This window comes from Embleya sp. NPDC005971, from assembly GCF_040629175.1.
Lineage (GTDB): Bacteria > Actinomycetota > Actinomycetes > Streptomycetales > Streptomycetaceae > Embleya.
Window position 1 is genome coordinate 43,759 of record NZ_JBEXUX010000025.1, and the last position, 21,872, is coordinate 65,630.

General features: G+C 72.1%; 16 protein-coding genes. 4 read left to right on the forward strand and 12 right to left on the reverse strand.

What is annotated here, in order from left to right; translation table 11 throughout:
- Positions 1-38: 38 nt before the first annotated feature.
- Positions 39-1,121, forward strand: coding sequence for a glycine cleavage T C-terminal barrel domain-containing protein (locus tag ABZ374_RS22545; RefSeq protein WP_360313755.1), 1,083 nt, complete (start codon positions 39-41; stop codon positions 1,119-1,121).
- Between the two features lie 11 nt (positions 1,122-1,132).
- The gene (locus ABZ374_RS22550) at positions 1,133-3,538 is read left to right on the forward strand and encodes a beta-ketoacyl-[acyl-carrier-protein] synthase family protein (RefSeq protein ID WP_360313757.1); all 2,406 of its coding nucleotides are present in this window, start codon (positions 1,133-1,135) and stop codon (positions 3,536-3,538) included.
- Positions 3,539-4,025: 487 nt separating this feature from the next.
- Here the strand turns inward: ABZ374_RS22550 and ABZ374_RS22555 are convergent, their stop codons facing one another.
- A complete protein-coding gene (locus ABZ374_RS22555) occupies positions 4,026-4,799 on the reverse strand; it encodes an ABC transporter permease (RefSeq protein WP_360313759.1) in 774 nt (257 codons plus the stop codon).
- Complete coding sequence (locus ABZ374_RS22560; RefSeq protein WP_360313761.1) at positions 4,789-5,694, reverse strand: ABC transporter ATP-binding protein; 906 nt, start codon at positions 5,692-5,694, stop codon at positions 4,789-4,791. The genes ABZ374_RS22555 and ABZ374_RS22560 overlap by 11 nt, the downstream gene beginning before the upstream one ends.
- Positions 5,695-7,264: 1,570 nt before the next feature.
- On the opposite strand from ABZ374_RS22560, the gene ABZ374_RS22565 reads away from it, so the two are divergent.
- On the forward strand, positions 7,265-8,923 hold the full coding sequence (locus ABZ374_RS22565) for a protein kinase (protein ID WP_360313875.1): 1,659 nt from the start codon (positions 7,265-7,267) through the stop codon (positions 8,921-8,923).
- 125 nt (positions 8,924-9,048) lie between these two features.
- Here ABZ374_RS22565 and ABZ374_RS22570 read toward each other — a convergent pair whose 3' ends face one another.
- The 8 genes from ABZ374_RS22570 to ruvC all read right to left on the reverse strand — a co-directional run bounded on the left by ABZ374_RS22570 (position 9,049) and on the right by ruvC (position 18,679).
- The gene (locus ABZ374_RS22570; RefSeq protein WP_360313763.1) at positions 9,049-11,865 is read right to left on the reverse strand and encodes a RelA/SpoT family protein; all 2,817 of its coding nucleotides are present in this window, start codon (positions 11,863-11,865) and stop codon (positions 9,049-9,051) included.
- A gap of 120 nt (positions 11,866-11,985) precedes the next feature.
- Complete coding sequence (locus ABZ374_RS22575; protein ID WP_360313765.1) at positions 11,986-12,528, reverse strand: adenine phosphoribosyltransferase; 543 nt, start codon at positions 12,526-12,528, stop codon at positions 11,986-11,988.
- Positions 12,528-13,691 (reverse strand): protein translocase subunit SecF, encoded by a 1,164-nt coding sequence (secF, locus tag ABZ374_RS22580; RefSeq protein ID WP_360313767.1) that lies wholly within the window; start codon positions 13,689-13,691, stop codon positions 12,528-12,530. Before secF ends, ABZ374_RS22575 begins: the two co-directional genes overlap by 1 nt.
- Positions 13,691-15,472 (reverse strand): protein translocase subunit SecD, encoded by a 1,782-nt coding sequence (gene secD, locus ABZ374_RS22585; RefSeq protein ID WP_360313769.1) that lies wholly within the window; start codon positions 15,470-15,472, stop codon positions 13,691-13,693. Before secD ends, secF begins: the two co-directional genes overlap by 1 nt.
- Positions 15,473-15,647: 175 nt before the next feature.
- Complete coding sequence (gene yajC / locus ABZ374_RS22590) at positions 15,648-16,109, reverse strand: preprotein translocase subunit YajC (RefSeq protein ID WP_360313771.1); 462 nt, start codon at positions 16,107-16,109, stop codon at positions 15,648-15,650.
- Between the two features lie 150 nt (positions 16,110-16,259).
- The gene (gene ruvB / locus ABZ374_RS22595; protein WP_360313773.1) at positions 16,260-17,348 is read right to left on the reverse strand and encodes a Holliday junction branch migration DNA helicase RuvB; all 1,089 of its coding nucleotides are present in this window, start codon (positions 17,346-17,348) and stop codon (positions 16,260-16,262) included.
- A 106-nt stretch (positions 17,349-17,454) separates the two neighbouring features.
- Positions 17,455-18,063, reverse strand: coding sequence for a Holliday junction branch migration protein RuvA (gene ruvA / locus ABZ374_RS22600; protein ID WP_360313775.1), 609 nt, complete (start codon positions 18,061-18,063; stop codon positions 17,455-17,457).
- 67 nt (positions 18,064-18,130) lie between these two features.
- Positions 18,131-18,679, reverse strand: coding sequence for a crossover junction endodeoxyribonuclease RuvC (gene ruvC / locus ABZ374_RS22605; protein WP_360313777.1), 549 nt, complete (start codon positions 18,677-18,679; stop codon positions 18,131-18,133).
- Between the two features lie 339 nt (positions 18,680-19,018).
- Between ruvC and ABZ374_RS22610 the strand changes: the two genes are divergently transcribed.
- On the forward strand, positions 19,019-20,320 hold the full coding sequence (locus tag ABZ374_RS22610; RefSeq protein WP_360313779.1) for a mannosyltransferase family protein: 1,302 nt from the start codon (positions 19,019-19,021) through the stop codon (positions 20,318-20,320).
- Positions 20,321-20,389: 69 nt separating this feature from the next.
- On the opposite strand, the gene ABZ374_RS22615 is transcribed toward ABZ374_RS22610, so the two are convergent.
- Together ABZ374_RS22615 and pdxT are read right to left on the reverse strand one after the other, a co-directional pair.
- Positions 20,390-21,145 (reverse strand): YebC/PmpR family DNA-binding transcriptional regulator, encoded by a 756-nt coding sequence (locus tag ABZ374_RS22615; protein ID WP_360313781.1) that lies wholly within the window; start codon positions 21,143-21,145, stop codon positions 20,390-20,392.
- 75 nt (positions 21,146-21,220) lie between these two features.
- Complete coding sequence (gene pdxT, locus ABZ374_RS22620; RefSeq protein WP_360313783.1) at positions 21,221-21,832, reverse strand: pyridoxal 5'-phosphate synthase glutaminase subunit PdxT; 612 nt, start codon at positions 21,830-21,832, stop codon at positions 21,221-21,223.
- Between the last annotated feature and the right edge of the window lie 40 nt (positions 21,833-21,872).

Here is a 21,872-nt window from a genome sequence, read left to right on the forward strand (position 1 = left end):
TCCTGCGCCGAACTCCCATGAGACGAAGGGATATCACTGTGCCGGCTACACCGATTCGGACCGTCACGATCGGGCACGCGGTAGTGCCCTGGACCTACACCGACGACGAACGCGAGTACCACGCGCTCCGGCACGAGGCCGCGCTGTTCGACCTGAACTCCACCGGACTGATCGCGCTGCCGACCGCGGGCGCGCAGGCGTTGTTGCGCGCCGTGGTGCCCGGCGACCTGGGCTCGGTGTTCCCCGGCCAGTCGGCGACGTCGTTGCTGCTGGATCCCGAGGGGCATCCGCTCGACACGGTCACGGTGTACCGACTGCGCGACCGCTGGCTGATCGAGACCGCCTTCGGTCGCGGCCCGGACACCCTCGCCCACCTGATCTCGGCCGGCGCCGCGCTCGACGGCGGGGGTGGTGGTGCAGTCGAACCGATCGACGTGCGAACCGAGTTCAGCACCCTGGGCCTGGAAGGGCCCTTCGCCTGGCGGGTGTTGCGGGAGTTGCTGGGCGACGGGGTGACCTCGGTGCCGTTGGGCGGCATCGTGCATCGCACCTGGCGGGATGCTCCGGTGCTGGTCGCGCGCAGCGGTTACACCGGCGAATACGGCTACAAGGTGTTCGTGCCCCCGGCTCTGGCCGACGACCTGTTCGACGCGGCGGTGGCGAAGTCCGCGGTGCCGGCCGGGTATCGCACCCTGGAGGCCGCCATGCTGGAGGTGCGCCAGCCGCTGCCGCATCGTGAGGTCGGGCCCGGCGACACGGTCCTGGGCTGCGGCTACAACTGGCTGGTCGACCTGGACCAGCCCGATTTCATCGGCCGTGACGCGGTGTTGGCGGAGTTCAAGACCGGGCCCGCCGTACGCACCGTCGGCCTGACCATGCCGCGTGGGGTCGAACTGCCCGAGCATGCCGAGGTGTCCGTCGCGGGCCTGACCATCGGGCGGCTGATCCACCACGCGGACAGCCCCGGCCTGGCGTGCACCCTGGCGCTGGCCCGGATCGCGCCCGAGTGGGCGGCCTCCGGCTTCGACTGGGAGGTGGCGGGGGCGAACGGCCCGATCCCGGCGCGCTCGGTGTCGTCGCCGTACCTGGTCCCGCTGAGCTGGTCCACCTCGATCGCGTGAGGGGCGGCCCGATGGACACGGACCCGCAATCGGCCGCCGAACTCCCGTACGGGGTCGGCGGTGACCGCAGGGTGGCCGTCACCGGACTGGGTCTGGTGTCCGGATTCGGCATCGGGGTCAAGCCGTTCTGGGAATCGTTGTCGGCCGGTCGCAGCGCGCTGCGTCCGCTGGGCACGGTGCCCGGTTCGGTCGGCGAGTTGTTCGTCACGCGCGTGGACGACGACGCGCTCGCCGCCGCGACCGCCGGCGAACCGGTCGAGCGCACCACGGCGATGCTCGGTGTGGCGGTCGCCGAGGCGCTGGCCGACAGCGGGTTGGCCACGCCGATCGCGGACGGCGCCCGGCACGGGTTGGGGATCGGTACCTGCCAGGGCATGTTCCACGCCGACGGCGCCGAGTTGCCGCTGCGCGCGGACCGGCACGTGGTGGACATGTACACCCGGCCGGCCGACGAGGTGGCCCGCCGCTTCGGGCTGCGCGGGCCGCAGGCGGTGATCTCGACGGCATGCGCGTCGAGTACCACCGCGCTGGCCTGGTCGGCCGCGCAGATCCGGGACGGCCGGGCCGAGGTGATGGTCTCCGGCGGCGCGGAATCCCTGTGCCTGTTCGCCCTCGCCGGCTTCCACGGCCTGCGCGCCACCAGCCCCAACCGCTGTGCCCCGTACACGGTTTCGGACGGGATGAGCATCGGCGAGGGCGCGGCGGTGCTGATCCTGGAGGAGTGGGAGCACGCGGTCCGGCGCGGCGCCACGATCCTGGCGGAGTTCCTGGGCAGCGGGATGTCCGCGGACGCCTACCATCCGGTCGCGCCGGACCCCACCGCGCGAGGTGCCCTGGCCGCCGCACGACGCGCGTTGGCGGCCGGCGGTCTGGGCCCGGAGCGGGTCGACTACGTCAGCGGGCACGGCACGGGTACGGCCAACAACGACGCGATGGAGAAGGAGGCGATGATCCTGCTGTTCGGCGACCGGGTGGGCTCGGTCCCGATCAGCAGCGTCAAGTCCGCGGTGGGGCACACGCTCGGCGCCGCCGGGGCGATCGAGGCGGTCGCGTCGGTGCTCGCGCTGCGCGACGGGGTGCTGCCGCCGACGGCGGGCGCGGGCGGCGCGCTCGACGACCGCATCGACATCGTCCCCGACCTGGCCCGGTCGGCCCGGGTGGAGGTGGTGTTGTCCAACAGCTACGCGTTCGGCGGCAACAACGCCTCGATCCTGCTCGCCTCGCCCACCGGGGTGCGTACCCGACCCCGGCTCCGGGCGGCCCGCGAGCGGGCGGTGCTCACCGGCGTGGGGGCGGTCGGCCCGACCGGCACCGGACACGCCGCGCTGCTGGCCGCGCTGGCCGGCGGCGCACCGGCGCCGGGACGCTCGACTGCGTCGGCCGAGGCGGCCGAGGCGGCCGAGGCGGCGAACCCGGAACCGGTCCGGCCGGAACAGGTGTTGCCCGCGCTGTGGCGCCGGATGGACGACTACACCCGCCGTGCGGCGTTGGCCGCGTGGGAGGCGTTGCGCGAGGCGGGCATCGATCCGCGTACCGACGACGGACCGGCCGAGGAGGCGGCGCTGATGTTCGCCACGGCGGGCGGACCGATGCGCAGCGTCGAGGAGTTCGGCCGCTCGTTGTCCGAACTGCTGGTACCGGAACGACGATCGTCGTTTGCCCGCACCACGATGACCTCCGCACCCGGGACGTTGGGCATCTGCCTGGGTCTGCGCGGGCCGACCATCACGTTTCTCTCCGGCGGCACGGCCGGTCTCCAGGCGCTGGACCACGCGTGCGCGCTGGTCTCGCGCGGCGACGTGCCATACGCGGTGGTGGTGGCTTGCGACGAGATCACCGACGCGGTCCTGGACGCCCAGACCCGGTGGTGGGGTTCCGGCCGGTGGGCCGACGGCGCGGTCGCGGTCGTGGTGGAGTCCGCCGCGCGAGCCCGGGCCCGCGGCCGGCGGGCGCTGGCCGTGGTCGAGGGCACCGGGCAGGCGGGCGGCGCGGACTTTCGGGCCGGGCGGGTCGCGGATCCGGCGGCGTTCACGGCAGCGGCGACTCGGGCACTGGCCGCCGCCGGTCGCGGTCCGCGCGAGATCGACTGGGTGCTGGCCGCCGGGGCGGACCGGGATCGGGCCGAGGCACAGGCCGAACTGCACGCGCTGGCCGGGCTGTTCCCGGACTCGACGCCGATCGGGCACACCCGGCGGCGGGTCGGCGAGACGATGGCCGCAGGCGGCCTGGTGGACGCGGTCGCCGCGATCGCGGCGATGCGCGGCGACCTGCGGCTGCCCGCGGACGGCGCCCGCTTCTCGGCGGGGGTCGGCTCGACGCCGGTGGGCCGGGTACTGATCGGCACGGTCGGTTGCGGTGCGGTGATCGCGACCGTGCTGGGTGCGCCGGACGGCGGTGCGGGGGTCGTGCCCCGATGAGCGATGCCGACGGGCGGGCGGTCGAGGCGGACCCCCCGGCGGCGCGGACGGCGGGTCCGGGGTATCCCCCCGGGCTCGCCGTCTCGCGTTTTCGCGACCACCGGGGCAGCGCCGTGCTGGTGGTGCTGCCGCTGCCGAGCCGGTGTCCGGACGACGTGCTGCCGGCCGCCCCCGAGCAGGTCTTCTCCGCCCGCGAGCGCTTGGACCTGGCGCGGGGGTCGGCGAGTTTGTCCTGGGCCGGGAAGTACGCCGCGAAGCTCGCGGTGTTCGCGGTGCTGGGGGTGCGCGAGCCGGTGTGGTCGCAGGTGGAGATCCTGCCGGACGAGGCCGGTTGTCCCGCGCCGGAAGGGGTGTGTCGGCGCCGACATCGGCCCACCGTGCTGCTGGGCGGCGCGGCGCGGGCGGCGGCCGGCGGGGACGAGGGGGCGGCGATCGCGGTGACCATCACGCACGAGGACATCGCCGCCGCGGCGCTTGTGGTGTGGGATCAGCGCGACGCCCGCCGACCGGCCCAGGCCCCGGCCGCCAGTCCGGCCAGGGCGAACCCGGCCAGCACCGCGAGCGAGACGACGAGACCGTGCGGGGCCCGCCCGGTGAGCGCCGAACGATAGGCGCTCATCGCCCAGTAGCCGGGGGTGCACGGACCCAGGTGCCGCATCCACCCGGGCAACATCGCCGACGGCACCAGCGCGCCGGCCATGATGGTGGTGACCACGGCGGAGATGTCCCCGACGGCGCTCAACTGGGCGGAGGTACGGACCAGGGTGGACGCGCCGGTCCCCAGCGCCAGCACACACAGCGGCCACGCCACGCTCACCAACAGGACCGGCCACCACCCCCGGGCCGGTCGCAGCCCGAATACGCCGGCCGAGAAGCCGAACAGGAGCAGTTGCTGGACCAGCAGGAAGGCGAACATCGGTGCGGCCTTGCCGAGCAGGATCTCGCCCAGCCGGGCCGGACTGGCCCGGACCCGGTCCCAGGTGTGCCACGTGGTGCGTTCGTCGAGCAAGCCGGCGCCGACCAACTTGAGCACGAACAGCGAGAACATCACCGCCATCCCGGCGGTGGCCTGGGCGGTGCCGTCGGTCCCGTCGTCGGGCCGCACCGCGGCCAGCAGAACCATCATCGGCCGGATCACGCTGACCAGGACCATCGGGATGACGGTGAACGCGATCAGCGGGCCGGGGTCGCCGGCCATCAGGACGCACTGGTGGCGGGCGACCGCCGCGAACCGGCGGACACCGGCGAGTTCAAGCGCCATTGCGGGTCAACAACTCCCGATAGAGGTCGTCGAGGGACGGCGCGTCCATCGCGATCGAGCGCAACCGCGCCGCGTGCTCCGGATTGGCCGCGAGCAGCCGCGCGGCGGCGGCGGCCGGGTCGATCGCGGTGATCACCACGTCGTCGCCGTCGGCCCTGGTGTCCTGCTCGCGCAGGTCGCCCGGGAAGCGCAGCCCGGCACCGTCGGCAAAGGTCAGGGTGACCCGGCCGGGCAGCGCGGCCAGCAACTCGGCCCGCGCACCCCGGGCGATCACCCGACCGTGGTCGGCGACCGCCAACGTCGCGTCGAGAACGTCGAGTTCGGGCAGGTAGTGGGTGGTGTAGACGACCGCGGTGCCCTGTTCGGCCATCACCCGCACGGCGCGCAGGAGCAGTTCGCGGGTGACCGGATCGGCACCCACGGTCGGTTCGTCCAGGAGCAACACCCGGGGCCGGTGCAACATCGCGGCGGCGGCGTGCAGTCGCCGCTGCTGACCGCCGGAGAGTTCCTCGACCGGCCGGGGCAGCAGCTCGGTCAGCCCGAGCGCCTCGGCGACCTCCTCGATCCGCTCGGCGAGCAGCCGCCGGCCGAGGCCGTACAGCCGGCCCGCATAGCGCAGATTCTCCCGCGCGGTGGTCGGGAACAGCGCCAACTCCTGTGGGGCGAGACCGAGTTCGTGTGGCAGACGCCGTCGATGGGTGACCTGCCGACCGTCGATGCGGATCTCCCCCGCATCCGGCCGGAAAAGCGCCGCCACGGCGCGCGCGAACGTCGTCTTCCCGGCCCCGTTGTGCCCCACCAGCCCGACGATCTCGCCCACTCCCACGTCGAGTTCGAACCCGTCCAACGCGACGACCTCGCCGTATCGCTTGCGCAGTCCCACGACACTCAACATGCAGTAACTATATGACGTAAGGAAACTACGGTCAACGACTCCGGCTCGCCGGGGAGCGGGTGCCGGTGGGCCGGATTGTGATGCCGGCCCGACGGGCGACGCAGACGGAGGCACCGGTGTGGCCGCCCGGCGTCGTGGGTCGCTGCACCGCCCCGGCCGGCGGGCTCCCGGTTCGTCGGCATTCGGAACGAGCCCGCCGGGGCGTACAGTTCCGGCACGTGTCGGCCCGAGGCGCCGAGGCGGACGCCGGGCGGCGTGGTTTCGGCGTCGGTGTTCGCGAGCCTGCTCGGGTGCCGAACCGGGTTCGGTGCCCCGGCAGTCGGGGCCGGCCGGCGATGGCTACGGGTTGCTTCCGGTTTTGTCGCCGAGGTGCTTTCGAGCCAGGTGATCCATCATCATGTGACCCGCAATCACCACGGGTTCAGGAAACAGGTACGGGGGAGCACCCATGTCTCAGCCAGATCCGCTGATCGAATTCGCCACCGCACTGAGAGCGATCCGGGACACGGCGGGTGAGGTGCCGGCGGCCGAACTGGCCCGGCGCGCGGGCGTCGACGAGACGGTCCTGACGGCGGCGTTGTCCGGGGCGATGTTGCCCTCGCTCGGCGTCACCATGGCGATCGTCGCAGCCTGTGGCGCGACCCCCGCCGGCTGGGAGGCCAAGTGGCGCGAGGTGGCCGCCGCCCACCTGGCCGGCCCGGCTCCCGAGCCCGCCCCCGTCGCCCCCGCCGCGCCCGCCACTCCCCCGCCGCCGCCTCGGCCGAGCGCCGCCCCGTCGATCGGCCGCCCGCCCGCCCCGAACACCCCGCCGCCCCCGGCCTACCCGGCCGCACCCGCGACGCCGCCCCCGCCTGCCACACCGCCGCCGCCGACCCAGGCCCCGCCGACCCACGGCACGCCGCCGGCCGAGACGATCCCGGCCGCCCCGGCGGCCCCGGCCAAGCCCGCCGCCGCGCCCACCGAGCCGGCCGCAGCCCCCACCCCCGACACGACCGCCGACCCGACGCCCGCATCGCCGGCCACGCCGACCGCCCCACCGGCACCACCGGCCGCCGGAGCGGCCACCACAACACCGCCGGCCACGCACACCCCCGCGTCCGCGTCCGCCTCCGACGAAACCACCGTCGCCCCGATCACCGACGCCCTCCCGAACAAGTCCCCCGCCGAGCCCCCCACTTCCCCCGACCCCACTGAGCCCACCCCACCGCCGTCCGCACCCGCACCCGCCTCGGACGAAACCACCATCGCCCCCATCCACCAGCCCGCCCAGCCCGAGCCCCCCGCCGAGCCCACCCGCCCCACCCCGGCCGCAGCGACCGCACCCACACCCCCACCCGCGTCGGCGCCCGACGAGACCGCCGGCGCCCCCACCCACCAACCCGCCCACCCCGATCCCCACACCGAGCCCACCCGCCCCAACCCCAACCTGCCCGCCCACGCACAGGCCGCCGCCCCCACCCCACCCGCCGCCGTGCAACCGCCCGTCGTGGAGCGGCCCCCCGGCCAACGCCCCCCGGCCGCCGCCCACGAGGCGAGCGAAGCCCACGAAGCCGCCCCCACCCCCGCCCCCGTGCCACCCTCCTGGGACGGCCCCGACCGAGCCGTGCTCGCACCCCTGGAAGGTGACGACCCGCGTTCCGTCGGCGGCTACCTGCTCCGGGCCCGGCTCGGCTCGGGCGGCATGGGTCGGGTGTACCTCTCCTACACGCCCGGCGGTCGCCCCGTCGCGATCAAGGTGATCCGCGGCGAGTTCGCCGACGACCCGGAGTTCCGCCGCCGCTTCCGCCAGGAGGTGGCCGCCGCCCAGCGCGTCCAGGGCCTGTACACCGCCCCCGTGATCGACACCGACGCGGACGCCGCGCAGCCGTGGTTGGCCACCGCCTACGTGCCGGGCCCCTCCCTGTACGAGGCCGTCTACCGGCACGGTCCGCTGCCCGCGGAGACCGTCCTGGTCCTGCTGGCCGGCGTCGCCGAGGCGCTCCAGTCGGTGCACCAGGCAGGCGTGATCCACCGCGACCTCAAGCCGTCCAACGTGATCCTGGCCGCCGACGGCCCGCGCGTGATCGACTTCGGCATCGCCCGCGCCGCCGACGCCACACCGCTCACCCGGACCGGGATGAGCATCGGGACCCCCGCGTTCATGGCCCCCGAGCAGGCCCGGGGGTTGCCCTCCAAGCCCGCCACCGACGTGTTCGCGCTCGGCTCGCTGGCCACCTACGCGGCCACCGGAATGTCCGCGTTCGGCGAGGGCACGGACAGCTCGGTGCTCTACCGCGTGGTCCACCAGGAACCCGAATTGTCGGCCGTACCCGCGCAGTTGTTGCCGGTCGTGCGTCGCTGCCTGGACAAGGACCCGGACCGCCGCCCGACCCCGCAGGAGGTGATCGAGCTGTGCCGGGTCGCCTCCGAGGGCACCCGGTTGCAGATCGGCGAGGGCTGGTTGCCGCCGACCCTGGTCGCCGAGGTCACCCGCCGGGTCAACGAACAACCGCCCAGGGCGCCCAAGGACCCGGCGGTGGGCCGCCGGCGCAAGCGCCGCGCGCTGATCGCGGCGGTCACCGTACTGGTCCTGGCCGCCGCCGGCGGCGGCCTGGCGCTCGGCCTGCGCGACAAGGACAAGGACGACAAGTCCCCTGCGGCAAAGGCCGATTCACAGACCCAGTCCCAGCCCCAGACCCAGTCCCCGAACGCCCCTGTCGGCGGCGTACCCGCCCCGACGGCCACCCCGAGCGCCAAACGCACCGGCGCCCCGACCACCGACCCCACCGGCACCGGCGCGCCGTCGATCGCGGCCCGCCCCGGCGAGAGCGCCACCGCGATCGCCACCGCCGGCGGCGTGGCCGAGGGCGGCGTGTTGTTCGAGCGGCAGTTGGACGTCCCCAACGGCTACTGCATCGGCCTGGGCTTCAGCAGCACGTGGAAGGGCAGTTGCACGCTGAACGACGGCGTCCTGTACTTCTACGCCGACGGCAACTACATCCAGGGCAAGGAGATGGTGCTGCTCGACCCGGGGCAGCCCAGCGACTTCCGGACCTGCCTGGGCGAGACCCGATACGCGAACGACAACCAACTGCCGTTCACCTACCTCAAGGTGGGCTCGGTGATCTGCACCAAGGACACCACCAACGGCCTGGTCGGCACCGTCCGGATCAACGAGATCCCGTCCACCTCGGGCCCCAGCCAGTACTGGAAGATCTCGATGACCGTCTGGCGCGGCCCGCGCGGCTGAGCCGACCACGCCCGAGGCGGCGCCGGGATCCCTCCCGACGCCGCCTCGCGCGCGTGTGCGAAGGCGCGCGTGTGCGGCCACGCAGGGGCTCGCACGAGCCGAGCCCCACCCCTGCCGAACCGGCCCTACTGCTGCCGCCCGCTGGTCACCCGATACGCGTCGAACACGCCCTCGACCCCGCGCACCGCCTTGAGCACGTGCCCCAGGTGCTTGGGGTCTCCCATCTCGAAGGTGAACCGGCTCACCGCGACCCGATCCCGGGTGGTGGCCACCGACGCGGACAGGATGTTCACGTGCTGGTCGGACAACACCCGGGTGATGTCCGACAACAGCCGCGAACGATCCAGCGCCTGCACCTCTATCGCGACCAGGAACACCGAGGACGCGGTCGGCGCCCACTCGACGTCGACGATGCGTTCGGACTGCTGGGACAACGACTCGACGTTGCCGCAGTCCTGCCGGTGCACCGAGACGCCGTTGCCCCGGGTGACGAAGCCGATGATCGGATCGCCCGGCACCGGCGTGCAGCAGCGGGACAGCTTGACCCAGATGTCGTCGACGCCCTTGACCACGACCCCGGGGTTCCCGGTCGAGCGGGGCCGACGGCGGGTCGTGGTCGGCCGGGTGGCCTCGGCCAGATCCTCCGACGCGCCCTCCTCGCCGCCGAGCGACTCGACCAGGCGCTGCACGATCGTCTGCGCCGAGACGTGCCCCTCCCCGATCGCCGCGTACAACGACGAGATGTCCGGGTAGCGCAGCTCGTGCGCGAGGGTGACCAGGGTGTCCCCGCCGCCGGACATCAACCGCTGCAACGGCAGGCCCTGCTTGCGCATGGCCCGGGTCAGGCCCTCCTTGCCCTGCTCGATCGCCTCCTCGCGGCGCTCCTTGGAGAACCACTGGCGGATCTTGTTGCGCGCCCTGGGCGACTTCACGAAGCCGAGCCAGTCGTGGCTCGGCGCCGCGGTCTCGCTCTTGGAGGTGAACACCTCGACCAGGTCGCCGTTGTCCAGCCGGCTCTCCAGCGGGACCAGCCGCCCGTTGACCCGGGCCCCGATCGTGCGGTGGCCGACCTCGGTGTGCACCGCGTAGGCGAAGTCGACCGGGGTCGAGCCGGCCGGCAGCGCTATCACGTCGCCCTTGGGCGTGAAGACGAAGACCTCCTGGCTGGAGAGGTCGAAGCGCAACGATTCCAGGAACTCGCCCGGATCCTCGGTCTCCCGCTGCCAGTCCAGGAGCTGGCGCAGCCAGGCCATGTCGTTGGCCGGGTTCTCGCCCTTGCGCGCGGGCTTGGCGTCGGTCTTCGCCGCACCCTTGGCGCCGACCGCCTCGGCCTTGTACTTCCAGTGCGCGGCGATGCCGTACTCGGCCCGGCGGTGCATGTCGAAGGTGCGGATCTGCAACTCGACCGGCTTGCCCTCGGGGCCGATCACCGTCGTGTGCAGGGACTGGTACATGTTGAACTTGGGCATCGCGATGTAGTCCTTGAACCGCCCCGGCACCGGGTTCCAGCGCGCGTGGATGGTGCCCAGCGCCGCGTAGCAGTCCCGGACCGAGTCGACCAGGACCCGGATGCCCACCAGGTCGTAGATCTCGGTGAACTCGCGACCGCGCACGATCATCTTCTGGTAGACCGAGTAGTAGTGCTTGGGCCGCCCGGTGACCGTGGCCTTGATCCGCGCCGAGCGCAGATCGCCCTGCACCTGATCGGTGACCAGGGCCAGGTATTCGTCCCGCTTGGGTGCCCGCTCGGCGACCAGGCGCACGATCTCGTCGTACATCTTGGGGTAGAGGATGGCGAACGCCAGGTCCTCCAGCTCCCACTTGATCGTGTTCATCCCCAGCCGGTGCGCCAGCGGGGCGTAGATCTCCAGCGTCTCGCGGGCCTTGCGCTCCTGCTTCTCCCGCTTGAGGTAGCGCATCGTGCGCATGTTGTGCAGCCGGTCGGCGAGCTTGATCACCAGGACCCGGGGGTCCTTGGCCATCGCGATGACCATCTTGCGCACGGTCTCGGCCTGCGCCGCCTCGCCGAACTTGACCTTGTCCAGCTTGGTCACGCCGTCCACGAGCATCGCCACGGTGTCGCCGAAATCGCGGCGCAGCGCGTCCAGCCCGTAGTCGGTGTCCTCGACGGTGTCGTGCAGCAGCCCCGCCATCAGCGTCGGCGGGTCCATCCCCAGCTCGGCCAGGATGCTGGCCACCGCGAGCGGGTGGGTGATGTACGGGTCGCCGCTCTTGCGCCGCTGGCCGCGGTGCCAGCGCTCGGCGGTGGTGTACGCCCGCTCGATCTGGCGCAGGTCGGCCTTGGGGTCGTTGACCCGGACCACCCGCAGCAGCGGCTCCAGAACCGGGTTGTAGACGCTGTTGCGCTGCACGCCCAGCCTGGCCAGCCGGGCCCGGACCCGGCTGGGGCCGTCCACCCGCAACGAGCGCGAGCGCTCGGTACCGGTGCCGCGCGAGGCGCCGGCGGGGCTCGGTGCCGCCTTGGCCGCCGGTCTGGGTCCCCTGGCCTCGGGCCCGGCCGCGCCGGCGGCGGGTCCGCTGTGGCCGTCGCTGCCTCGGGGACCGTCGGCGCTGTCCTCGGCCGGTGCCCGGTCCGCGCGCGATCCGCCCGATTCGGGGTGGTCCGCCGCGGCGTCCGGTGGTTCGCCCGAGCCCGATCCGGCCGGGCCCGGGTCGGCCGCGGCCGACCGTTCGGCGGGCGCCTGCCCGCCGCCCTCACCCGGTGGCAGCGCAGGCGTCGCGGGCGCCGCGTCGGGCCGGGCCCGGCCGGCGGCCTCGTCGGCTCCTCCGGCGCCCACCGGAGGATGGCCCGAGGGGCCCGGTGTGGCACGTGTGGCGTCGTCCGAGGGAGCCGCGTGTTCGACGGCATCCCCCGAGGACGACGCGACGGGCGCGACCTCGTCCGGCAAGGGAACTCCTCCCACAGATGACGGAACTTCCATCGTACTGACCCACGCCCTCACGACTCGGCCATCCGGAACGGCAGCCACCGCGACGCCGAAGGCCGAAGGCTCCCCACCCGGGGTGCCTCCGGCCTTCGACGACACGCCTTCGGCGGCGTGTCAAACGACGATGAACGACTCCAGCGTGCCTTCCGGCAACACCGGCGCGAGCCGTGCCCGGCCGCCCAGGAAGCCGAGCTCGAGGAGCACCTCGACCCCCACCACCTGCGCGCCGGACCGCCCGATCAGGTCGATCGTGGCCTCGACGGTCCCGCCGGTGGCGAGCACGTCGTCGATCACGAGCACCCGGTCACCGGGCTCGAACGCGTCCTGGTGCACCTCCAGGGTGGCCGAACCGTACTCCAGGTCGTAGGACTGCGCGTGGGTCGCGCACGGCAGCTTGCCCGCCTTGCGGACCGGAACGAATCCCGCCTGGGCGCGGTAGGCCACCGGGGCGGCCAGGATGAAGCCTCGGGCCTCGATCCCGACCACCTTGTCCACCCGGTCCCGGCAGCGCTCGGCCAGCGCGTCGACCAGGGCCGCGAACGCGACCGGATCGGCCAGCAGCAGCGAGATGTCCTTGAACACCACGCCCGGCTGCGGCCAGTCCGGCACGTCCCGGATCCGGCTCTCCAGGAGCTTGCGCAGTTCCTCGTCGGCCATCAGCGCTTCCTCTTGCCGCCGGGACGGGTCCGTGCCCGACCGCGCGAGGCGCCCGCCCGCGGCGCACCGCCCTGCGCGGGTACGGTCTCGTCGTCGCCCGGTTCGGCCGTCTCGTCCACGTCCGGGTGGCCCTCGGCCTCGTCCGCGGGAATCCCGGAGGCTTCGCCGGCCTTGGCCGCCTTCGCCTCGGACGCCCGACGCTGGGCCACCTTCTTCGCGAGTTGCCGCATCTCCGGCGACCGCTCCTTGAGGTCGGCCAGGATCGGCGTGGCGATGAAGATCGACGAGAACGCACCGGCGGCCAGACCCACGAACAGCGACAGCGCGATGTCCTTGAGCATGCCCGCGCCGAGCAGACCGCCACCGACGAACAGCAGCGACGCCACCGGCAGCAGCGCGACCACCGTGGTGTTGATGGAGCGCACCAGGGTCTGGTTCAGACCCGCGTTGGCCGCCTCGCTGTAGGTGAGCTTGGTCTGCTTGGTGATGTTCTTGGCGTTCTCCTTGACCGTGTCGAACACCACGACGGTGTCGTACAGGGAGTAACCGAGAATCGTCAGCAGACCGATCACCGTGCCCGGCGTCACCTCGAAGCCCACCAGCGCGTACACACCGATGGTGATCACGATGTCGTGGATCAGCGCGACCAGCGCCGCCACGGCCATCCGCCACTCGAAGGCGAAGGTGAGGTAGATCACCACCAGGATCATGAAGATCACCAGGCCCTGCAGGGCCTTCTTGGAGATCTCCTTGCCCCAGCTCGGACCGACCACCTGCGTGTTGACCTTGTCCGGCGCGACCTTGAGGTCCTTGGCGATGGCCGCCGCGACCTGCTTGGTCTTGTCCGCGTCCGACTCGGCGATCTGGATCCGCAGGCCGTCGCCGCCGACCTTCTGCACTATGGCGTCGGTGCCGTCGGTGAACGGCGCCACCGCCTCGCGGGCGTCGTTCTGCGAGGCCGAGGTGTGCTCGATCGTGTAGACCGAGCCGCCCTTGAACTCGATGCCCTGGTGCAGCCCGCGGCCGAGCAGACCGCCGACCGCGAGCAGCAGGATCAGCGCGGAGATCGAGTACCACAACTTCTTGCGGCCGACGAAGTCGAACGAGACGTCGCCGTGGTGCAGCCGGACACCGATGGTCTTGAGGTCACCGAAGCGACTCATCACGCCTCCTTGACGCCGGCAGCGCGCCCACGCGGGCGACGGCTGCGATACGACTGGCGCTGATTGGCACCGAGCGCTTCGGGATCGAGGCCGGACCACTTGTGGCCGTCCGCGAAGAACTTGCGCTTGGCGAGGATCGTCATGAGCGGCTTGGTGAACAGGAACACCACCACGACGTCGAGCAGCGTGGTCAGGCCGAGGGTGAAGGCGAAGCCCTGGACCTTGCCGACCGAGACGACGTAGAGCACCGCGGCGGCCAGGAACGACACCGCGTCGGACACCAGGATGGTGCGCCGGGCCCGGGGCCACGCCTTCTCCACGGCGGGTCGCAACGTGCGACCCTCGCGGATCTCGTCCCGGATCCGCTCGAAGTACACGATGAACGAGTCCACCGTGATACCGATCGCGGCAATCGCGCCACACACCGCCGGCAGGTTGAGTGCGAAGCCGATACTTCGGCCCAGCAGACACATGATGGCGTAGGTGAGGGCCGCCGAGACCGCCAGACTCGCGATGCTCACCAGGCCGAGGCCCCGGTAGTAGAACAGCGAGTACAGGATGACCAGGACGATGCCGATCGCACCCGCGATCAGACCGCCCTTGAGCTGGTCACCACCCAGCGACGCGGACACCGTGGTCACGTCGCTCTTGGTGAAGGACAGCGGGAGCGCGCCGTACTTGAGCACGTTCTCCAGGTCCTTGGCCGAGCTGCGGGTGAAGTTGCCCGAGATCACGGCGCTGCCGCCGGGGATCTCCGACTTCACCGACGGTGCGGAGACGACCACACCGTCCAGGTCGATCGCGAAGCGGTTGGTCGGGTACTTGCCCGCCGCCAGGTCACCGGTGATCTTGGTGAACTTGTTGGTGCCCGCGTCGGTGAACTTCAGCTCGACTTCCCAGCCGCCGACACTGCCGTTCTGCGGGAGCTGTGCCTTCGAGGAGGCCACGTCGGTGCCGGGGATCAGCACCGGTCCGAGGATGTACTTCTCCTCGCCGTCGCCCTGATCGCGACTGCACGCCACGGTCGGCTTGTCCTCCGGGGCCGGCACCGGGCCGAGGCCGCGGTTCTCCGGGAGGGTGCAGTCCAGGTTGTTGTACTTCGCGCGCAGCTCCGGCGTGATGCCGTTCGCGTCGGCTCCGGCCGGCGGGGTGCTCGCCGGAGGCGTCGCGGGCGGCGTGCTCGCGGGCGGCGACGACGGCGGCGGCGTCGGAGCGCCGGACGCGTCCTTCAGGTTCGGGATGACCCGACCCTGCGGCTTGCCCGACTGGGTCGCGGGCGGCGTGCTCGCGGACGGCGCGCCGGCCGACGGAGCGCCGGTCGGCGGGGTGCTCGCGGGCGGCGTCGACGGCGGGGTCAGCGGCAGCTTGGTACCACCCTGGGGGGTGATCGGCGTGGCCTCCAGAACGGGGCGGAAGAACAGCTTCGCGGTCTGGCCGACCTGCTCCGCCGTCTCCTTCTCGTTCTTGCCCTTGGGGATGCTGATGACGATGTTGCGGTCGCCCTCGGTCTGCACCTCCGCCTCGGACACACCGAACGCGTTGACGCGCTGGCGGATGATCTCCACCGCGGTCTGCATGTTCGACTTGTTGACCGCACCGTTGCGGCCCTGGTCGGCCTTGGCGGTGAGCGTGACACTGGTGCCGCCCGCGAGGTCGATGCCCAGACGTGGGGTCTTGTCCCCGGTCGAGAACATGATCGCGTAGAGCGCGACGATCACGACCCCGATGAAGGCCAGGACCCGTCCCGGGTGCCCTCGGGAACTCGATTTCGGTGCTGCCACCTTCGCCCAATCTCCCTCTCGATGCCGCCGCGGGCGGGCTTGCGCCACGGTCCGTCGGCACGGCACGGCGTCCGGCAGGATGCCGGACGCTGTCGTATCCGGGGTGTCACCCCCGGTCACCTGACTGTATTGCGCTGCGGCGGTCCGGGGACCACCGCATTCACCACGAGCCGAACTAGTCCTGCTTGTCGTCCTTGCGCAACCGGTCGGCTGCCTCGGGCGCCTTGCTCGCGCCCTCGGCCTTGCCGGCATCCACGGTCTTGGTGTCCTCGGCCTCGGCGTCCGCAGCGGCTTCGGGCTTCTTGTCGAGCTTTACGACGTCGTCGCCGGCCTCGGCCTCGGCGTCGTCTTCGTGCTCGTCGTCGGCCTCGTCGTCCTCACCCGAGGACAGGACGGCGGCGATGGCGCTCTTGACGAAGCGGCAGTGCACGTCGGGCGCGACCTCAAGGATGACGGAATCGTCCTCCACCTCGGTGACCGTCGCGTACAGCCCCGCGATGGTGCGGACCTCGGCGCCCGGGACCAGCGAGTTCTGCGTTTCCATGGCCTGTCGCTGGCGTGCCTTCCCGGGCTTGATGATCAGGAAGTAGAACACCACGACGATGATTACTGGCAGGAGGAGGGTAAGCGGGTCCACGGCTTGAAACGATTCCTTCCCAAGGCCGCTCGGCGGCCCGGACGGTGACACTCGGCCGGCCACGGTGCGGCGGCCTCGGCGGAGTCTAGACGGGTACTTACTACAGGAACAACGACTACCGACCGCGTGCGTTCCCGACGCGCACCGGCCTTACTCGGTTGCATCCTTACCGGTCACGGCGCCGTTGTCGAACAACACGCTCTGTTGTGCACCGTGCTGCCCGGGCAGCGCGCCCTGCGGCGGGTTGAGCCCCAGATGCAGCCAGGCCTTCGCGGTGGCCACCCGACCGCGCGGGGTGCGGGCCAGGAAACCGCTGCGGACCAGGAACGGTTCGGCGACCTCCTCGACCGTCTCGGTCTCCTCGCCGACCGCCACGGCCAGGGTGGACAGGCCCACCGGACCTCCGCCGAACAGGGTGGTCAGCGCCTGCAACACGGCCCGGTCCAGCCGATCCAGGCCCAGCGCGTCCACCTCGTAGACGTCCAGCGCACGCGCGGCGATGTCCCGATCGACCTTGCCGTTCGCCCGGACCTGGGCGTAGTCGCGGACCCGGCGCAGCAGCCGGTTGGCGATCCGCGGCGTGCCGCGCGAGCGGCCGGCGATCTCGGCGCCGCCCTCGGCGGACAGTTCGACGTCGAGCAATCTTGCCGAGCGGTTCAGCACCCGTTCGAGTTCGGCGGGCGCGTAGAAGTCCATGTGGCCGGTGAAGCCGAACCGGTCGCGCAGCGGCGGTGGCAACAACCCCGCCCGGGTGGTGGCGCCCACCAGGGTGAACGGCGGCAGGTCGAGCGGGATCGCGGTGGCGCCGGGGCCCTTGCCGACGATGATGTCGACCCGGAAGTCCTCCATCGCCATGTAGAGCATCTCCTCGGCGGGCCGCGACATCCGGTGGATCTCGTCGAGGAAGAGCACCTCGCCCTCGGACAACGAGGACAGGATCGCGGCCAGATCGCCGGCGTGCTGGATCGCCGGGCCGGAGGTGATCCGGATCGGCACCCCCATCTCGGCCGCGATGATCATCGACAGCGTGGTCTTGCCGAGTCCGGGCGGGCCGGACAGGAGCACGTGATCGGCGGTGCCGCCGCGGCCGAGGGCCGCGGTCAGCACCAGGGACAACTGCTCGCGCACCCGCTCCTGGCCGATGAACTCGTCCAGGTTCTTCGGCCGCAGCGCGGCCTCGACGGCCTGGTCCTCGCCGTCCGCCTCGGCGGTCACCAGGCGTTCGCCGTCCTGCGTCATCGTGTTCCGCCCATGGTCGTGTTCGTGCGGCCTGCGTTCATCCTGCCCGACCCGGGCGACACGGTGTCGTCGCGCCGGACCGGGCCCGGGGGTCGCCCCCGGCGGCTCATCGGCGGTTCAGGCCGCGCAGGGCCGCCTTGAGCAACGCGCCGATGTCGGGCGTGGCCGACGCCTCCGCCTCGGCGGTCACCGAGACGACCGCGTCGTCCGCCTCGCGCGTCGCATAGCCCAGGCCGACCAGCGCGGCGTGCAACTGATCCCGCCAACCCGCGCTCACGGGGGCGCCGACGCCGAGCGCGGCGCCCGTGCCGGTGGGTGCGCCGAGCTTGTCCTTCAGGTCCAGGAGCAACTTCTGCGCGCCCTTGGGGCCGATCCCGGGCACGGCGGTGAGCGCCTTGGCGTCCTTGCCCGCGACCGCGGCCCGCAGCGCGTCCGGGCTGTAGACCCCGAGCATCGCCAGGGCCAGCTTCGGCCCCACCCCGTTGGCGGTCTGCAACACCTCGAATGTGCGCTTCTCGTCGTCGTCGGCGAAGCCGAACAGGGTGAGCGAGTCCTCCCGCACCACCAGCGACGTGGCCAGCCGGGCCGCCACGCCGACGCGCAGCGTGGCCAGCGTGGTGGGCGTGCACTGCACGGCCAGGCCGACCCCGCCGACCTCGACGACGGCGGTGTCCGGGCCGAGGCCGGCCACCGTTCCGGAGACGAACGCGATCACCCGAGTGCTCCTGCTTGGCTAGTGGTACGGGGGCCGGCGGCCCGAAGGTCGCTCGGGCCGGGTCCGGTCATCGGCGGGTGCCGCGCGGCAGCCGTGCGGTGGGGGTGCGGGCCGCGGCCACCGCCGCGGCGAGCCGGTCGGAGGCGCCGCCGCGCCAGATGTGACAGATCGCCAGCGCGACCGCGTCGGCGGCGTCCGCCGGTTTCGGCGGGCCGTCCAGACGCAGGATACGGGTCACCATCGCACCGATCTGGGCCTTGTCGGCGCGCCCGCTGCCGGTCACCGCGGCCTTGACCTCGCTCGGCGTGTGCAGCGTCACCGGCAGACCGCGCCGCGCGGCACACACGATCGCCACGGCGGACGCCTGCGCGGTGCCCATCACGGTGCTCACGTTGTGCTGGCTGAAGACCCGCTCGACCGCGACGCAGTCCGGTCGGTGCCGGTCCAGCCACTCCTCGATGCCCTGCTCGATGCCCAACAGCCGCGCGTCGATCGACGCCTCGGCGGGCGTGCGCACCACGCCCGCCTCGATCATCCGCAGTGGTTTGCCGACCGCGCCGTCGACGACACCGACGCCGCATCGGGTCAGACCGGGGTCGACCCCCAAGACCCGCATGCCGCGCCCCTCTCGTCCCGCCTGGCATCGCATCGCCCGGGCGGCGGCGGGCCGGCGTGTTGCCGACACTCCGCTCCCGCCCCTGCGATCGAGCCGAACCCGCCCGATACGAACATCTGTTCGCCCGACAAACCCTAGTGCAGCCGCGCCGATGCCCTCGGTACCGCCACTCCGTGATCACCCGTTCGAGCGACACGTACGCTTGTCCCGGTCGATAACGCCCCGATGACAGCCCTGTGACGATCGTTCCCCAAGCGGCCCGGTCGCCGCACGGGAGCCCGCACAGGCGACGCTAGGGTCGGTTGGAGACTGCCCCCGCTCGCCGCCCGGAAGGTTTTCATGCCGTCGCCGTCCATGCCGGTCGCCGAGACCCCGCCGGCCGCCGAGAAGGGTGCGATCAGGATGCCGGGGCGCTCCGACAGCGTCCTCGCCGACGGCCTCGCCGACCGCCTGCGCGCCGGTGCCGGCGACTTCGCCCGCCGCGCGCGTGCCTCGTTCCGCCCCGCCCGCACGGCGGTGTTCGGCTATCTGATCGCGCGCGCGATCAACCTCGTGGTGCTCGGCGTGATGGCGTTGGCGGCCGGCAAGCCGTTCTGGTCCATGGTCGGCTCGTGGGACGGCGTCTGGTTCCGCGACATCGCGGACTTCGGCTACGTCGACAAGATCCCGGTCTCGCCGGCCGGCAAGCCGTACTGGACCAACGTCGAGTTCTTCCCCGGCTACCCCTGGGCGGTCCGCCTCGTCGGCGACCTCACCGGCCTGTCCGCGCTCAACGCCGGCATGGTCGTCACCGTCTCGTCCGGCGCGGTCGCGGCCTGGGGGCTGTACGCGCTCGGGCGCGAACTCACCGGCAACCACCGGGTGGCCACCCTGTTCGCGCTCCTGTGGGGCGTCGCGCCGGGCTCGATGGTGCTCACCATGGTCTACTCCGAGGCGCTGTTCGTGGCCTTCGCGTCCTGGGGCCTGCTGGCCGTGGTGCGCCGCCGGTGGACCCTGGCCTGCGTGTTGTGCCTGTTCGCCGGCCTGACCCGGAACACCGCGTTCGGCCTGGTCGCGGCGCTGGGCGTGGCCGCCCTGGCGATCGTGCTGGAGCGGCGCGAGGACGGCACCCGGGTCGGCCTGCTGGCGCCGCAGTCCCGCCGCCCGGTGCTCGCCACCCTGATCTCGCCGCTGGCCTGCGTGGGCTTCATCGCCTGGGTGGGCTGGCTGGCCGGGCGGCCCGACGGCTGGGTCTGGATCCAGGACAAGGCGTTCAACCTGCGCTTCGACGGGGGCATAAGCACCGTCCAGTGGATGGCCAAGTACCTCACCCACCTGGGCCGACCGATCTACGTGGTCTGCACGTTCGTGATCATCCTGTCCGTGGCACTGATGATCTGGTCCTTTCGGGACCGCCGAATCCCGCTGCCGGTGCACATCTACGGCGGCGTGGTGATGTTCCTGGCGCTGACCACGAGCAACGGCTGGTTCTTCCACTCCAAGCCGCGCTTCATGTTGCCCGCCTTCACCATCGCGCTGCCGCTGGCCCGGCTGATGGCCAAGTGGCCGCGCGGGCTGGTGATCTCGGTGCTGGTCGCCGGAGCGGCGTTCGCCGGGTGGTACGTGAGCTTCCTGCTGTACGTGATAAACACCAACCCGTAGCGCCCCCGAGGGGACCGGTAACGCGCGAGGGGCCGGCGGCAGTTGCCGCCGGCCCCCTCGACGAGCGCGCTATTCGCCGTTGATGCTTTCCATGATCTCGTCCGAGACGTCGAAGTTCGCCCAGACGTCCTGGACGTCGTCGCTGTCCTCCAGCGCCTCGATCAGCCGGAAGATCTTGCGCGCGCCCTCTTCGTCCAGCTCGACCGAGACGCTGGGGATGAAGTTGGCGTCGGCCGAGTCGTAGTCGATCCCGGCGTCCACGAGCGCGGTCCGCACGCCGACCATGTCGGTCGCCTCGCTGACCACCTCGTAGGTCTCGCCGAGGTCGTTGACCTCCTCGGCACCGGCGTCGAGCACCGCGCCCAGCACGTCGTCCTCGCTCAGGTCGTTCTTCGGCACGATCACGACACCCTTGCGGGTGAACATGTACGACACCGAGCCGGGGTCGGCCATCGAGCCGCCGTTGCGCGTCATCGCGACCCGCACGTCCGACGCCGCGCGGTTGCGGTTGTCGGTGAGGCACTCGATCAGCACCGCGACACCGTTCGGTCCGTACCCCTCGTACGTGATCGACTGGTAGTCGGCGCCGCCGGCCTCCGCACCGGAGCCGCGCTTGACCGCGCGGTCGATGTTGTCGTTCGGGACCGAGGACTTCTTGGCCTTCTGAATGGCGTCATAGAGCGTCGGGTTGCCGGCGATGTCACCGCCGCCGGTGCGCGCCGCCACCTCGACGTTCTTGATCAGCTTGGCGAAGAGCTTTCCGCGCCTGGCGTCGATGACGGCCTTTTTGTGCTTGGTGGTCGCCCACTTCGAGTGGCCGGACATCCGCCTCTACTCCTTCGGGTCGCGGGTGCACTGCACGGGCCTGTACAGGCTGGAAGATCCTACCGGCGCGCGAGCTCAGAGCGTGGCACGGACCATGTCCACGAAGTACGCGTGCACCCGCCGATCGGGGGTGAGCTCGGGGTGGAAGGACGTCGCGAGCAGGTTTCCCTGGCGCACCGCGACGATGCGGTCCGCGTACGGCTCGGCGGTCAGTCGGGCGAGCACCTCGACCTCCGCGCCGACCGACTCGACCCACGGGGCGCGGATGAACACGCCGTGCATGGGGTCGCCGCCGGTCAGTCCCTCGAACGGGACGTCCGCCTCGAACGAGTCGTTCTGTCGGCCGAACGCGTTGCGCCGCACGATCATGTCGATCCCGCCGACCGTCTCCTGGTCCTCGCGGCCGTCCAGGATCTTGTCGGCGAGCATGATCATGCCCGCGCACGAGCCGTAGACCGGCATGCCGCCCGCGACCCGCTCGCGCAGCGCCGGGAACAGCCCGAAGGACACCGCGAGCTTGGACATCGTGGTCGACTCGCCGCCGGGTATGACCAGCGCGTCGAGTTCGGCGAACTCCTCGACCTTGCGCACCGGGCGTGCGATCGCGTCGAGTTCGGCCAGCGCGATGGCGTGCTCGCGAACGTCGCCCTGGAGGGCGAGGACACCGATGATGGGGGTGGTGGACACGTCAACCTCGTCCGGTCGTAGGTACCGAGCCGGGCCCGAA